This is a genomic window from Bordetella sp., assembly GCF_057362025.1.
The window spans coordinates 17,525-31,926 of record NZ_JBMQQZ010000024.1; the positions used below are offsets into that span (position 1 = coordinate 17,525).

The window sequence follows — 14,402 nt, forward strand, 5'->3', positions numbered from 1 at the left end:
CACCCTGTAAAGGGCTGCTCCTGTTCCCTAATTCGGCGAAAACGGCGTACCGGTTACACGACGGGCAAATTTATCCAGGAATGGGTATGCGTGCCGGCTGGGTGCGGCAGGCGTCATCCTTCGTCGGTGTCGTCCGGATCCACCCACATATCGGTGATGTGGCCCGCCGCGTCGGTCAGGATGGTGACGCGGCCGGGCTCCCGATCCGCCGACACGGGCCCGGAGGATATCCGCAGGGTGCGGCCGATCAGATCGCCCAGCAGGAAGGTCACGACCGGAGCATGGATCGGTATCGACAGGCTGCCCAGGTCCGTCCTGGAAATCTGGCCGCTGTGCCAGGGCCAGGGTGAATCGTTGCCGCCGCAATCGCCATTCGTGTGCATTGCCGTCGTTTGAGTCATCGTACGCTCCCGGGATGATCGACCCGTCCCGTAGACAGGTCGGGATGGCATGCAGTGTCGCGGCCGCTGCCCCCCAAAGATAGATAGGCATCCGCCCTAGCCCGAACGCGGCATCGCCCCTCCGGGAGGCCGGCCTGTGGCTTCGCCCTAGCCCACTTGGCCGAGGCGCGCGGTTAAGATCGCCCCATGCGCCCATTTCGCCTCTTCGCCGCTGTCATTACCCTTGCCGCCCTTTTCGCGCCGCCGGCCGGCGCGCAGCCGGCCTATGACGGCTATCACCGAGGCGTCTACCTGCGCTTCCTGAACAGCCCGCCAGCCGGCGAACCGCGCGCCGCGCCGCCGACGCTGGCGCTGTCCTTCGGCGGCGAAGCGGTCCATGCCGTCATGGATACCGGGTCCACCGGCATCGTCGTCGCCGCCTCGTCGATACCCAATGTCGACAGCCTGCACACCCTCGGCCCGGGGACACTGAGCTATTCCAGTTCCGGGCGCATCATGCGCGGCCGCTGGGTCGTGACCGCCGCGACCGTCGCCGGGGCCAACGGGGCATCCATCACCACGCGGCCGCTGCCCGTACTGGCGATAGACCGCATCGACTGCTTCCAGAATGCGCGAGACTGCCAGCCCACGGATCATCCTCGCCATGTCGCCATGATAGGCATCGGCTTCGCCCGCGAGGCCGATCATCAGGCGCAAAGCACGCCGGACAAGAATCCTTTCCTGAACCTGCCCGGCATGGGCGACGATCGCCAGCCGGGCACCCTGCGGCGCGGCTACGTGGTCACCCGCGAAGGCGTACATGTGGGACTGACCGCGGCCAATACCCGCGGCGACTACCGCTACGTCAAACTGGCGAAGGCGGCGGACGGCGGGGACTGGTCACCGCTGCCGGCCTGCATCGCGCTCGCGCGCGGCGCGAGCGCCTGCGGCACGGCACTGGTGGACACCGGTGTATCGGTCATGTATTTGACGGTGCCGCCGGACCGGCAAGCCGGGCACATCGACCCGGCCTCCCGGCAAACCCTGGCACCGGGGACGCGGGTAACGATACGCATGGGCGCGGACGGCAGCGCGCACTCACCTGCCTACGGCTTCGCCGCGGGCGACACGGACGACCCCGCCGCGCCGGGCCGCATCGTCCTGGTACAGGGCAAGCAGCGCCCGACGTTCGTCAACACCAGCGTGCATGCGCTGAACGTCTTCGATTACCTGTTCGACGCGGATGCCGGCTATGTCGGATTCCGCCGCGTGCGCTGAAAAAGGCGGCATCGGCCGGCAAAGACTGCACACGGGCGTGGACTGAAGCCCTGTCAGGACTTGTGCTCCGCCTCGGCCGCGGTATGCGCGCCCGCGGTTTCCCGGTCGCGCTCGGCCGCGTCTGCATTGGAAGCATCCGGCTTGGCGGATTTGCCGGCATGCCGCTTCGCGGCCGCCTGCTTCGCTTCCTGTGAATCGAATCGATGCGCCTTTCCCATGGCGTGGGCGGCGCGGCCGCCCTGCGCGGCGATACCCCGCAGCAACTCGGGATCCATCGCGGCGAAGCCTCTCGGCTTGCGGCTGGTTTTGCGTTCCTCGGTCATCATGCGCCCCCTATGGTCAGTAGCGCTGATCAGGCAACGGGCGTGCCCGGCAGGACTCATGCCCGGATTTTTCTGTCCCCAGGGTGCCCGCGCTGCTCTTCCACGCGGCGGCGGCTTCAAGGATCGGCACCGCTTACCGTGTTTGTAGCGCTTGCGGGCACGCGCCGGAACAGGGGCCAGACGGGTGATTCAGCCCTTTGATCGTTACTTAATATGTATATTCCCGTCAGCGTCCGGCCTTGCCCTGAACTGCAAACAAAGGGCCCTGGCAGTCGTATGCAGACGCCGAAGCCGGGTGGACGCGGCGAAGCGGCGCTTACAAATGGTGACGGCGACAGATGGGAAGCCCCGTAGCGAAATGCTACTTTTTCGGCGGGTCGACGGGCTGTATCTCATGCAGCTGGTACGTCGTGGACCCGCACACGAGCTTTGAGGCCACCGCGTTTGCAGTGGCCTCTTTTTTTGGCTCAATGCAATTTGACCCGCGGATGGGTGCGCCGGGTCAGCAGCCGCGCCAGCGCCAGCGAGACTGTGCGTGAAACCCCGAGCACGGCACGGTGATGCAACAGATGCAGGCTGGCGTACATCCAGCGCGCCAACGTGCCGCTGACGAAAAACCCCCGGCCCAGCAACGCCCCCATCAGGCTGCCGACGCCGCGCTCGCGGCCCAGCGCCACCAGCGAGCCGCGGTCTTTGTAGACAAAATCGCCGCGCGGCTCGGGTTTGGCCGCGATGCGAGCGCCAAGCCGGGGCAGCAGATAGCCGGCCTGCTGATGGGCTGCCTGGGCGCGCGCCGGTACGACCCTGCCGTCAGGCCGGGGCGCGGCGGCGCAATCGCCGAAGGCCAGGATATGGGGATCTTCCGTCTGCAGGCGTGCATCCACCTCCAATTGCCCGGCACGGTTGCGTGGCAGGTCCAGCGTACCCAGCACGTCCGGTCCCTTGATTCCCGCGGCCCACATGCAAAGATCGGCCGGGAACGTGCGCCCGTCCTTGGTGTACAGGGCGCTGTCCGTGACTTCGGATACCAGGCAGCCGCTTTCGATGGCGATATCCAGACTCTCCAGCCGCCGTTGCGCAGCGCGCGACAGGCGCTCGGGCAAAGCGGCCAGGATGCGCGGCGCCCCTTCGACGATGCGAATGCGCAGATCCTTGCCCGCGTCGAAATTCGGCAGGCCGTAGGCGGCCACCAGATGGCTGGCTTCCCGCAGTTCCGCCGCCAGTTCGACCCCTGTGGCGCCGCCGCCCACAATGGCGATACGCAGCCGCGCCTCGGGATCGTGAGCCTTGGCCTGGTCGACCTTGACCATGGCCTGCAGCATCGTCAGACGGAATTGTTCGGCCGATTCCGGCGTATCCAGCGTAATCGCATGTTCGCGGGCGCCGGGCGTGCCGAAGAAATTCGACGTGCTGCCCACGGCGATGACCAGGGTGTCGTAGGGAATCTCGCGTTCCGGCAGCAGGGGCGGACCGGCCGGGCCGGGGACGGCACCGACATGCACGACCCGGCGCGCGCGATCCACGCCCTGCATGGCCCCCAGCACGAAGCTGAAGTGCGACAGGCTGGCCAGCATCAGGTAGGACAGCCCTTCCTGCTGCACGTCGACCGTGCCCGCGGCGGCCTCATGCAGGGTGGGTTTCCAGATATGGAGCATGTGACTGTCGATCAGGGTGACGTGCTGTCCGCCGTACCGGCGGCCCAGTCCGGTCGCCAGTTCCAGGCCGCCGGCGCCGCCCCCTACGATGACGACCCGGTGCGGCGGCCGTGCGGCCCGCTCCTGCGCGGGCACACCCGCATCGGTGGTTCCGGGTTGGTCGGGCCGCGCATGCGCGCGCAGCAGTACGGGGGTTTCAGGCATGGGAGCACCTCGGCACGGCCGCTGCCCGTACAGGACAGCGCGGGAACACCGGCCGGCCCCAGGGCCGCCGGACGATCGCCACTGCGCAGCAAACCGTGTTCCATGGGCCGGGCCCGGCCGTCCCCGGGGCCCTGCGCACCCGGGGTCCGCTCCGTCGCTACGGTCGTGCCCGCGGTCCTGGGCGTCGACGGCCCGTGACACGCCGCCGGAATGTCCGCGGTCCCCTTTGGCGTGGCGCGGTCTGCGTCCCCCTAGGGCCGAGTCTGCGGGTCCTGGGCCCCGGCGGTCTGGTCCGGCTTCTTCGTGGTCTCTTCCCAGCCGCCGCCCAGCGCCTTGTACAACGCCACGCGGTTGAGCAGCGCCCCCAGCCCGGCCTGGACCAATTGCAGCTGCGCGTTGTAGTAGGTGATCTGGGCGTTCTGCACCTGCAGGTAGCTGTCCACCCCGCCGTTGTACCGCATGGTCGACAATTCCACGGTACGCACGGAAGACGCTTCCAGGGCGCGCAGCGCGCGTACCTGCGTGCCGAAGGTGGCCTCGCCCGCCAGGCCATCCGAGACTTCCTGGAATGCCTGTTGGATGGACTGCTCGTATTGCGCCACCGCGATGTTGTCGCGCGCCTTGGCCAACGCGAGGTTCGAACGTATGGCGCCGCCGGCGAACAGGGGCGTGGTGATGGAAGGCGAGAAACTCCAGAATCCGTGGCCGCCCTTGAACAGGTCGTCCAGGGACGGGCTGGCCGCCCCCAACAGCCCGGTCAGCGAGATCGTCGGGAAAAACGCCGCGCGTGCCGCGCCGATATTGGCGTTGGCGGAGCGCAGGTTGTTTTCCGCCGCGAGGATGTCGGGACGACGCTCCAGCAAAGCGGACGGCAGGCCGGCGGGGATGGTCGCCAGGACTTGCGCATCGTCGAAAGGCGCGGGCGCCGGCAGGTCCGGCGGCAGCGGCGCGCCGACGAGCAGCACCAGGGCATTGATGGCCTGCGCCTGGGCTCGCGCCAGTTCGGCCAGATTGGCCGACGCGCCATCGAGCAGGGACTTGGCCTGGTTCAGATCCAGTTCGGAGGACACGCCGCCATCGAAGCGGCGCTTGACCAGGTCATACGACGCCTGCCGGGACGCCAGCGTCCTGCGCGTCAGTTCAAGCTGCACGTCGGCCGCGCGCAGGTTCAGATAGGCCTGCGCCACCTCGCCCACCAGTGAAATCTGCACGCTGCGGCGCGCCTGCTCGGTGGCCAGGTATTGCTGGTAGGCCGCTTCGGACAGGCTGCGCAGGCGGCCGAAGACGTCGATCTCGAAGGTGGTCAGCCCCAGGCCGGCCTGGTACTGGCTGCTGATGGACGGAGAATCCGCACCGCCCGGGCGCAGATCGGCCGGCAGATGCTGGCGCGTGCCCTGGATACCGGCGCCGATGCTGGGAAACAGGGCGCCGCGCTGCACGCCCCATTGCGCGCGGGCTTCCTCGACGCGCTGTACCGCCACACGCAGGTCGCGGTTGTTCTGCAAGGACAACGCGACCAGGGCCTGCAGGCGCGGATCGCGGAAGAAATCGCGCCAGCCGATATCGGCCGCGGCCGTGTCGCTGGCCGGCGCCAGCGCAGCGGCCGGTTGCGTGCCGGCCGTAGTCGCCTTGTCGTAGCCGCTGTAGACCAGCTTGGGCTGGTCCGGCCAATCCGCCTGGATGGGCGCGGCGGGCCGCTCGTAGGTCGGCGCCAGCGTGCAGCCGCTGATCGCGGCGGCGACGGCCGCCAGTGCGCTGGTTCTCAGCATGGACGGCGTGCGCATCATTCGCCCTCCCCTTCCGTGGCGGGGTTGGGCGGTGTGCCTTCCCTGGCGCGTTTGGCGGCCTGCTCTTCTTCGAAGGCGCGCTTTTCCGCGCCGAGCAGCCGGGGCTTGGTCTTGAACAGCCCCAGCACCACGACGAAGAAAGTCGGCACGAAAATCACCGCGAAAGGCGTGGCCGCCAGCATGCCGCCCAGCACGCCCAGGCCCACCGCCCGCTGGCTGGCCGCGCCCGCGCCGCTGGCGATGGCCAAGGGAATCACGCCCAGGATGAAGGCGAGCGACGTCATCAGGATGGGCCGGAAACGCAGTCGGGCAGCTTCGATCGCCGCTTCGTAGAGACCGGCGCCGCGCGCGTACTGGTCCTTGGCGAATTCGACGATCAGAATCGCGTTCTTTGCCGCCAGGCCGATCACCGTCACCATGCCGACCTGGAAGTACACGTCGTTGGACATGCCAAGCAAGCCCACCAGGCCCACGGCGCCCAGCATGCCCAGGGGCACGACCAGCATCACCGACAAGGGAATCGCCCAGCTTTCGTAAAGGGCCGCCAGCACCAGGAACACCACCAGCAGCGACAGACCCATCAGGATGGGCGCCTGGCTGCCGGCCTGCTGTTCCTGATAGGACAGGCCGTTCCATTCGTAGCCGAAGCCCGGCGGCAGTTGCGCCATCAGGTGTTCCATTTCCAGCATGGCTTCGCCGCTGGTGTGGCCCGGCGCCGCATCGCCCGAAATCCGGATCGACTCGTAGCTGTTGTAGCGCACGATCTGCACCGGTCCCTGGCCCCACTTCGCCGTGACGAAGCTTGACAGAGGCACCATGCCGCCGCTGCTATTGCGCGCGTTCAGGGTCAGGATGTCTTCCACCTGCATGCGATAGGGCGCGTCCGCCTGCACCCAGACGTTCTGCATGCGGCCGAAGTTGGGGAATTTGTTGATCAGCGCGCTGCCGACCGCAGTCGACACCAACGTCGCCGCTTCGTTGAAATCCACGCCCAGCGCCGCGGCCTTCTGGCGATCGATGGTCAGCGACAACTGCGCGCTGGGACCCAGCCCGGAGATGCGCACCTGCGACAGCACCGGGCTCTTCATGGCCAGCCCCATCAACTGGCCGGTGGCCTCGCCCAGGGCCGCGGAGCCGGCACCGGACCGGTCCTGCAACCGGAAATCGAAGCCGGTTGCGTTGCCCAACGAAGAAATCGCCGGCGGCATCACGGTGAACACCATGGCATCGTGAATGCCCATCAACAGCTTGTTCAATGCGCGGAACGACACCGCCTGCGCCGAATCCGCTCGCGATTTGCGCTCGTCGAAATCCTTCAACGTCGTGAAGGCGATGGCCGCGTTCAAACCGTTGCCGTTGAAGCTGAACCCCTGCACCGCGATGATGTTCTGCACCTGCGGCTGTGCCAGGAAGTACTTCTCCACCTGCTGCAGGACGTCCACCGCGCGATTGGCGCTGGAACCGGACGGCAGCTCGATATTGCTGATCACGTAGCCCTGGTCTTCCTCGGGCAGGAAGGATGACGGCATGCGCCAGTACAGCCAGCCCAGCAGGAGCACCAGCACCAGGTAGATCACCATCATCCGGCCGCCCTTGTGCAGGATGCGCGATACCCAGTTCTGGTAGGCGTGCGTGCCCTTGTCGAAGCGGCGGTTGAACCAGCCGAAAAAGCCGCGTTTTTCCTCGTGGCGGTCATGCGGTACCGGCTTCAGGATGGTCGCGCACAAGGCGGGCGTGAAGCTCAGTGCCAGGAAAGCCGAGAAGAAGATCGACACCGCCATGGCCACGGCGAACTGCCGGTAGATGACCCCCACCGAGCCGCCCATGAAGGCCAGCGGCAGGAACACGCTGACCAGCACCAGCGTAATACCGGTGATCGCGCCGGTGATCTGCGGCATCGCGCGCGCCGTCGCCTCTTTGGGCGACAGCCCTTCGGAGGCCATAATCCGCTCGACGTTTTCCACCACCACGATGGCGTCGTCCACGAGGATGCCGATCGCCAGCACCATCGCGAACATGGTCAGCACGTTGATGGAAAATCCCAGCGCGAGCATGACCGCGAAGGCACCCATCATCGCCACCGGCACGACCAGGGCCGGGATGATGGTGTAGCGGACGTTCTGCAGGAACAGGAACATCACCAGGAACACCAGCACCATCGCTTCGAGCAGCGTCTTGACCACGTCGGAGATGGAGGTCTGCACATACGGCGCGGTGTCGTAGGGAATGTCGTATTTGATGTTGGCGGGGAAGTACTTGGACAACTGCGCCATCTGCTCGCGCACGCCCTTGGCCGTGGCAAGCGCATTGGCGTCCGGCGACAGGATGATGGCGAAGGCAGCCGTCGGCTTGCCGTTCAGGCGGGCGCCGAAGAAGTAGTTATCGGCGCCGATTTCGACACGCGCGACATCGCGTATGCGCACCAGCGAACCGTCGGTATTGGCGCGCAGCACCAGGTTGCCGAAACCTTCGACGGTGGACAACTGGCCGTTGGCGATCACGGTGGCCGTGGTGCGCTGATCCGCCGGGTTGGGCGGGCCACCCATATTGCCGCCGGAAATAAGCACGTTCTGCTGCGCGATGACGCGATTGACGTCCGACATGCTCAGGTTGTAGCCCACCAGCTTCTGCGGATCGACCCAGATGCGCATGGCGCGCGGCGCGGCGAACAACTGGAACTGACCCACGCCGGGCACACGCGACACGGGGTTCTTCACATTGCGAGTGACGTAATCGGCCAGCGCCGTCTGGTCCATCGTGCCATCGGTGGACGACACCGTCACGATCATCAGGAAACCGGTACTGGTTTGCTGGAACTGCAAGCCCTGCTGCGCGACCGCGGCCGGCAACTGGGCCGTCACGTTGGCGACGCGGTTCTGCACGTCGACCTGCGCGAGGTCGGGGTCGCGGCCGGGCGCGAAGGTGGCGGTGATGGTCGACTGTCCGTTCGAGTCGCTGACCGATTCGTAGTACAGCAATCCCTTGGCGCCATTGAGCTGATCCTCGATCAGGCTGGTGACCGAGTCGGCGACCTCTTTGGCCGATGCGCCGGGATAGGTCGCCGTGATCTCGATGGCCGGAGGCGCGACGTTCGGGTACTGCGAAACCGGCATGTTCGGGATCGCCAGCAAACCCGCGAGCAGGATGAACAGCGCGACAACCCAGGCAAAAATCGGTCTATCGATAAAAAATTGCGGCATGAGGGTTGACCCCGAAGACAATACTTATGAAGCAGGGGACTCGGCGCCCCGGCTCGGCGCCCGGCCGGTTACGACTTCTGTTCGGCGGGCGGCTGGGGCGCGGCGGGCTGGGCCGGCTGCTTGTCCGGGGCGGCACCCGCCCCGGACGCCGGCGCCTGTTGCGGCGCGGCCTGCTGCGGGGCGCCGGGCGCGCCGCCTTGGCCGGGGGCCCATTGGGAAACCTTGACAGGCGCGCCCGGACGGACCTTCTGGAAGCCTTCCACGACAACGACGTCGCCGGCTTTCAGTCCGCTGGTCACCACCCAGCGACCATTCAGGGCGTTGCCCGTGGTCACGGTGACCTGGTCGATCTTGCCGTCCTTCACCAGCATCAGGCTCTGCATGCCGTCGGGCGTACGCTGCAGCGCCTGCTGAGGCACCAGCAGGGCCTTGTCGTCGACACCCTGCGTCAGGCGGACGCGCACATACATACCGGGCAACAGCACGGTCTCGGGATTGGGAAACTCCGCGCGCAGGTTTACCTGCCCCGTGGTGGGATCCACGGTAATGCCGGTAAACAGCAATTTGCCCTTGTGCGCATACGTCGAACCGTCCTCCAGCACGACCTCGGCCAAGGCCGCGTTATCGCCGACTTTCTGTAACTGCCCCGAGGCGAAGGCCTTGCGCAGCGCGGCCAGATCGGTGGTGGACTGGGTGAAATCGACGTAGATCGGATCGAGCTGCTGTACCAGCGCCATCTGCGTCGCGGACGTGCCTTCGACCAGCGCGCCTTCTGTCACCAGCGGCTTGCCGATACGTCCGGTGATCGGGGAAGTCACCTTGGTGTACCCCAGGTTGATGGCCGCGTTCTGCAGATTCGCCTTGGCGGCCGCCACCGCGGCGTCGGCCTGCCGGTAACTGGCGACCGCGTTGTCGTACTCCTGCTTGCTGACGGCGTTGGCCTTTACCAGGGGGGCGTAACGATCTGCCAGTGCCTTGGCGCTGAACAGATCGGCCTGCGACTGCTTCAGCTGGGCCGCCGCCTGATCGTAGGCGGCCTGATACGGCGCCGGATCGATCTTGAACAGCAACTGGTTTTCCTTGACGTCGCCGCCCTGCTGGAAAACGATCTTCTGGATGATGCCGGTTACCCGCGCGCGGATCTGCGCGTCCCGCACGGCGTCCACGCGGCCGGGCAGATCGGCCACGCTGGGCGCGCGTTCGGGCTGGACGGTGATGACGCTGACTTGCGGCGGACCGGGATTCAATTGAGGCCGCTCGCCGCAACCCGCCAGGAGAAGCGCCGAGGCGGTGAAGGCCATTAAGGGCATTACTACGCGGCTTGCGTTGCGTCGAAGCGCAAAATGCATGGAATCCTCTCGCCATCGGCATGCAGGGCGATGCCGTTTTGGATGAAGCAGGGACGCGGAAGACGAGGCCTCTGGCAATCTATGCGCCATTTGTGCTATCCCATCTCATCCCTACGGGCCGCGCTAATGTAACGCATTCACCGATTTGGCACCATATTGTGCCTAGTGTGTCGTACGGTTGCGAAAATGCCGGCATCTCCGCCATTGGCGGGGGAAGAGGGCAATTTGCGCTCCACAGAAATTACAAATTCGTACAAAAAAGCCGGGCGGCCGCCCGGCTTACTTGCTGCTGAGTGTGCCGGCCTGGCCGGCGCCGCGGGCGCTCAATCCCGCGTTTGCAGTTCCAGCGATCGGTTGATCCGCAGCGCCAGTAGCGTGCAGGCGACACCGGACAGCAGATAAACGCTGACGGCCGCCAGGCCGAAGCGCGCCGAGAGGCTCAGGGCGACTACCGGCGCGAAGGCCGCGCCGAACAGCCAGGCGAAATCGGCCGTGAACGCCGCGCCCGTATAGCGGAAACGCCGATTGAAATTGGCGGTCACGGTGCCGGAGGCCTGGCCATACGACAGGCCCAGAAGGCAGAAGCCGATCAGGATGAAGGCATCCTGGGCGGCCGTCCCGCCATCCAGCAGCCAGGGCGTGCACAGGCTGAATACGCCGATCAGGCAGGCCAGCGCCCCGAGGGTATTGCGCCGGCCGATATGGTCCGCCAACCAGCCGGAGGCCATGGTGCCCAGGATGCCGAGCACGGCCCCGACCACCTGGACGCTGAGGATGGCGTCGATGGACTGCGTGGACTGCAAGGCGAGCCAGGAGAGCGGGAAGATGGTTACCAGGTGGAACAGCGCATAGCTGGCCAGTGCGGCGAAGGCACCCAGGAAAATGTTGTAACCCTGCTGCCGCATCAGCGTGGTGGCCGGGATGGGTTCCAGTTCCCCTTCCTCCAGGAGCCGGGTGTATTCGTGGGTGACCACCAGGCGCAGCCGGGCGAACAGGGCCACGACGTTGATGGCGAAGGCCACGTAGAAGGGATAGCGCCAGCCCCAGTCGGAAAAGTCGTCCGCGTTCAGGTTGGTATGCAGATACAGGAACAGGCCGCCCGCCAGCAGGAACCCGATGGGCGCGCCCAACTGGCCCAGCATGGCGTACCAGCCGCGCCGCTCGGCCGGCGCGTTAAGGGCCAGCAGCGACGGCAGCCCATCCCAGGCCCCGCCCGTCGCCAGCCCCTGCAGGCAGCGGAAAACGGCAAGCAATATAATGGCGCGTTCGCCCAGGGTGGCATAGTTGGGCAGGAAGGCAATGCCGGCGGTGGCCGTTCCCAGCAGGAACAAGGCGACGGTCAGCTTGGCCGCCCGGCCCCAGCGTCGCTGCATGGCCATGAACAAGGCCGTGCCGAAAGGCCGGGCAATGAAGGCGAAGGAAAATATGACGAAGGCGGCAAGTATGCCTTCGAGTCTCGTGAGGAACGGGAAGAATACCTGCGGGAAGACGAGTACCGAGGCAATCCCGTACACGAAGAAATCGAAATATTCGGACGCTCGGCCAATGACGACGCCGATGGCGATTTCTCCGGGCGCGACCTTGGAATGATCGGCGGTAGTCAACCTGGCGTCGCGCTCGAGCACAGTCGAGGACGCATGGGGGAATCCTGCAGTTATGGACATCTTATTTCCTCGCGATCGTTGCTTCACCGGCGGTCTTTGTCTCTGGAGACCGCTCCCGACTATCGCGCGGGCCTGTTGCTTACCGAAAATTGCCCTCTATCAGGCCCGGCAAGCCTTAGCATGGCATGACTTTCCGCTTGCCGCCATAGGTAGGACAAAATGTCCACTTTCCGCAGTGCGTCAAAAATTGTACATTTCGCGTGATTTTTTCTTTTCATCTTACGCGGTGCTTACACACCCGTCAGGCTTCCGCTCAGTTCCTGTTTAGGCTTTTGTCGCCCGGCATGTCATCCTCCAAGCTCCCCCGCCGACTTATCCTGTTCCCCCTCCTTGCCCTCACCGCCCTTCTTGGCGGGTGTAAGGCGGTGGTTCTGTCCCCGTCCGGCGATATCGCAGTGCAGCAACGCGATCTGATCATCATCTCCACCGTGTTGATGCTGATCATCATCATCCCCGTCATCATCCTGACCCTGGTCTTCGCGTGGCGTTACCGCGCCTCGAACACCAACGCCAAATACGATCCGGAATGGCATCATTCCACGGTGGTCGAACTGGTCGTCTGGTCGGCCCCCCTGCTCATCATCATCGCCCTGGGTGCCCTGACCTGGGTCACCACGCATCGGCTGGACCCATACCGCCCCCTGGATCGCATCGCCGAAGGCCATGAATTGCCGACCAACGTCAAGCCGCTCACCGTCGAAGTAGTGGCCCTGGACTGGAAATGGCTGTTCATCTACCCCGAAGAAGGCCTGGCCACCGTGAACGAGCTGGTCGCGCCGGTCAACCGGCCGATCCAGTTCAAGATCACGTCATCGACGATGATGAACTCCTTCTTCATTCCCGCGCTGGCGGGACAGGTCTATGCCATGGCCGGCATGGAAACCAAGCTGCATGCGGTCATCAACCACGCAGGCGTCTATGAAGGTTTCTCGGCCAACTACAGCGGCGCCGGCTTTTCGGACATGCGCTTCAAGTTCTACGGCATGAACCCCGAAGATTTCGACAACTGGGTCCAGCAGACGCGCGAAGGCGGCGGCGACCTGACCCGCGCGGTCTACCTGAAGCTGGAGCAACCCAGCGAGAAAGAGCCCGTGCACCGCTATGCGAAGGTGGACGCGGACCTGTACGACGCCATCCTGAACCGCTGCGTCGAGTCGAACCGCATGTGCCTGAAAGACATGATGGCCATCGACGAGAAAGGCGGCCTGGGCGAGTCCGGCACGTATAACCTGGCCACCAATGCTTCGACCCGCGTGCGCCTCGGCCTGGCCGAGATGCCCGCCCGCAATTACGTCGGTGCGGTTTGCACGCCCGCCAATCCCTCCGGGACCGGCGTGCTGGACAACCGCGTTCCGCTTTAAGCCGCCCGCCCTTCTTTCCGCCTTGCGCGTCCCGTCACGGGAATCGAGATGTTTGAGAACCTAGACCTGCATAAGCTATTACTTGGCCGCCTATCGCTAGAGGCCATCCCCTACCACGAACCGATCCTGGTGGTGACGTTCATCTTCGTCGCCATCGGCGGCCTCGCGCTGCTGGGCGCGTTGACGTACTTCCGTTGCTGGGGCCCGCTGTGGCGAGACTGGTTCACCAGCATCGACCACAAGAAGATCGGCATCATGTACATCGTGTTGGCGATCGTCATGCTGCTGCGCGGCTTCTCCGACGCGATCATGATGCGGCTGCAGCAGGCCATCGCCTTCGGCGATTCGGCCGGATACCTGCCGCCGCACCACTACGATCAGATCTTTACGGCGCATGGCGTCATCATGATTTTCTTCGTGGCCATGCCCCTGGTCACGGGCCTGATGAACTACGTTGTGCCGCTGCAGATCGGCGCACGCGACGTCGCCTTTCCCTTCCTGAACAACTTCAGCTTCTGGATGACCGTGGGCGGCGCCGTGCTGACGATGACTTCGCTGTTCGTCGGCGAATTCGCGCGCACGGGCTGGCTGGCGTATCCGCCGCTATCGGGCATATTGCAAAGTCCGGATGTGGGGGTGGATTACTACATCTGGGGATTACAGGTGGCCGGCCTGGGGACACTGCTATCGGGTATCAACCTGATGGTCACCATCGTGAAGATGCGCGCCCCCGGCATGGGCATGATGAAGATGCCCATCTTCACCTGGACGGCGCTGTGCACCAACGTCCTGATCGTCGCCGCCTTCCCCATCCTGACCGCGGTGCTGGCCCTGCTGACGCTGGATCGCTACGTCGGCACGAACTTCTTCACGAACGACTTCGGCGGCAACCCGATGATGTACGTGAACCTGATCTGGATCTGGGGCCACCCGGAGGTGTACATCCTGATCCTGCCGGCGTTCGGCGTGTTCTCCGAAGTCGTGTCCACGTATAGCGGCAAGCGCCTGTTCGGCTATGCCTCGATGGTGTACGCGACGGTCGTGATCACCGTGCTGTCGTACCTGGTGTGGCTGCACCACTTCTTCACCATGGGTTCGGGGGCGAGCGTCAACTCGTTCTTCGGCATCACGACAATGATCATCTCCATCCCGACCGGGGCGAAGATCTTCAACTGGCTGTTCACCATGTATCGCGGCCGCA

General features: G+C 65.3%; 10 protein-coding genes. 3 read left to right on the top strand and 7 right to left on the bottom strand.

The window, feature by feature from the left end; all coding sequences use genetic code 11:
• Positions 1-113: 113 nt before the first annotated feature.
• Positions 114-401: a hypothetical protein gene (locus ACO1P8_RS06725; RefSeq protein ID WP_486295133.1), complete on the bottom strand. Its 288-nt coding sequence runs from the start codon at positions 399-401 to the stop codon at positions 114-116.
• Between the two features lie 186 nt (positions 402-587).
• Here ACO1P8_RS06725 and ACO1P8_RS06730 point away from each other — a divergent pair, with 186 nt between their 5' ends.
• Positions 588-1,658, top strand: a complete 1,071-nt coding sequence (locus tag ACO1P8_RS06730; protein WP_486295134.1) for a hypothetical protein — start codon at positions 588-590, stop codon at positions 1,656-1,658.
• Positions 1,659-1,711: 53 nt separating this feature from the next.
• Here ACO1P8_RS06730 and ACO1P8_RS06735 read toward each other — a convergent pair whose 3' ends face one another.
• From ACO1P8_RS06735 to ACO1P8_RS06760, 6 genes are all read right to left on the bottom strand, one after another.
• Positions 1,712-1,984 (bottom strand): KGG domain-containing protein, encoded by a 273-nt coding sequence (locus ACO1P8_RS06735; RefSeq protein WP_486295135.1) that lies wholly within the window; start codon positions 1,982-1,984, stop codon positions 1,712-1,714.
• A 464-nt stretch (positions 1,985-2,448) separates the two neighbouring features.
• The gene (locus tag ACO1P8_RS06740) at positions 2,449-3,771 is read right to left on the bottom strand and encodes an NAD(P)/FAD-dependent oxidoreductase (protein WP_486295141.1); all 1,323 of its coding nucleotides are present in this window, start codon (positions 3,769-3,771) and stop codon (positions 2,449-2,451) included.
• A gap of 320 nt (positions 3,772-4,091) precedes the next feature.
• Entirely contained in the window at positions 4,092-5,624 is a 1,533-nt protein-coding gene (locus ACO1P8_RS06745; protein ID WP_486295142.1) for an efflux transporter outer membrane subunit, read from the bottom strand.
• The gene (locus ACO1P8_RS06750; RefSeq protein WP_486295136.1) at positions 5,624-8,827 is read right to left on the bottom strand and encodes a multidrug efflux RND transporter permease subunit; all 3,204 of its coding nucleotides are present in this window, start codon (positions 8,825-8,827) and stop codon (positions 5,624-5,626) included. The genes ACO1P8_RS06745 and ACO1P8_RS06750 overlap by 1 nt, the downstream gene beginning before the upstream one ends.
• Positions 8,828-8,895: 68 nt before the next feature.
• Positions 8,896-10,128 carry an efflux RND transporter periplasmic adaptor subunit gene (locus ACO1P8_RS06755; protein ID WP_486295137.1) on the bottom strand — a complete coding sequence of 411 codons (1,233 nt, stop codon included), beginning with the start codon at positions 10,126-10,128 and terminating at the stop codon, positions 8,896-8,898.
• 371 nt (positions 10,129-10,499) lie between these two features.
• Positions 10,500-11,840 carry an MFS transporter gene (locus ACO1P8_RS06760; RefSeq protein WP_486295138.1) on the bottom strand — a complete coding sequence of 447 codons (1,341 nt, stop codon included), beginning with the start codon at positions 11,838-11,840 and terminating at the stop codon, positions 10,500-10,502.
• A gap of 284 nt (positions 11,841-12,124) precedes the next feature.
• On the opposite strand from ACO1P8_RS06760, the gene cyoA reads away from it, so the two are divergent.
• Together cyoA and ACO1P8_RS06770 are read left to right on the top strand one after the other, a co-directional pair.
• Positions 12,125-13,201, top strand: a complete 1,077-nt coding sequence (cyoA, locus tag ACO1P8_RS06765) for a ubiquinol oxidase subunit II (RefSeq protein WP_486295139.1) — start codon at positions 12,125-12,127, stop codon at positions 13,199-13,201.
• A gap of 48 nt (positions 13,202-13,249) precedes the next feature.
• A partial coding sequence (locus ACO1P8_RS06770; protein ID WP_486295140.1) for a cbb3-type cytochrome c oxidase subunit I occupies positions 13,250-14,402 on the top strand: 1,153 nt, incomplete at its 3' end.

Excerpts from the sequence above, each read along its gene's own strand:
- ACO1P8_RS06725 (WP_486295133.1), bottom strand. The coding sequence starts at position 401 with ATGACTCAAACGACGGCAATGCACACGAATGGCGATTGCGGCGGCAAC.
- ACO1P8_RS06730 (WP_486295134.1), top strand. The coding sequence starts at position 588 with ATGCGCCCATTTCGCCTCTTCGCCGCTGTCATTACCCTTGCCGCCCTT.
- ACO1P8_RS06735 (WP_486295135.1), bottom strand. The coding sequence starts at position 1,984 with ATGATGACCGAGGAACGCAAAACCAGCCGCAAGCCGAGAGGCTTCGCC.
- ACO1P8_RS06745 (WP_486295142.1), bottom strand. The coding sequence starts at position 5,624 with ATGCGCACGCCGTCCATGCTGAGAACCAGCGCACTGGCGGCCGTCGCC.
- ACO1P8_RS06750 (WP_486295136.1), bottom strand. The coding sequence starts at position 8,827 with ATGCCGCAATTTTTTATCGATAGACCGATTTTTGCCTGGGTTGTCGCG.
- ACO1P8_RS06755 (WP_486295137.1), bottom strand. The coding sequence starts at position 10,128 with ATGGCCTTCACCGCCTCGGCGCTTCTCCTGGCGGGTTGCGGCGAGCGG.
- ACO1P8_RS06760 (WP_486295138.1), bottom strand. The coding sequence starts at position 11,840 with ATGTCCATAACTGCAGGATTCCCCCATGCGTCCTCGACTGTGCTCGAG.
- cyoA (WP_486295139.1), top strand. The coding sequence starts at position 12,125 with ATGTCATCCTCCAAGCTCCCCCGCCGACTTATCCTGTTCCCCCTCCTT.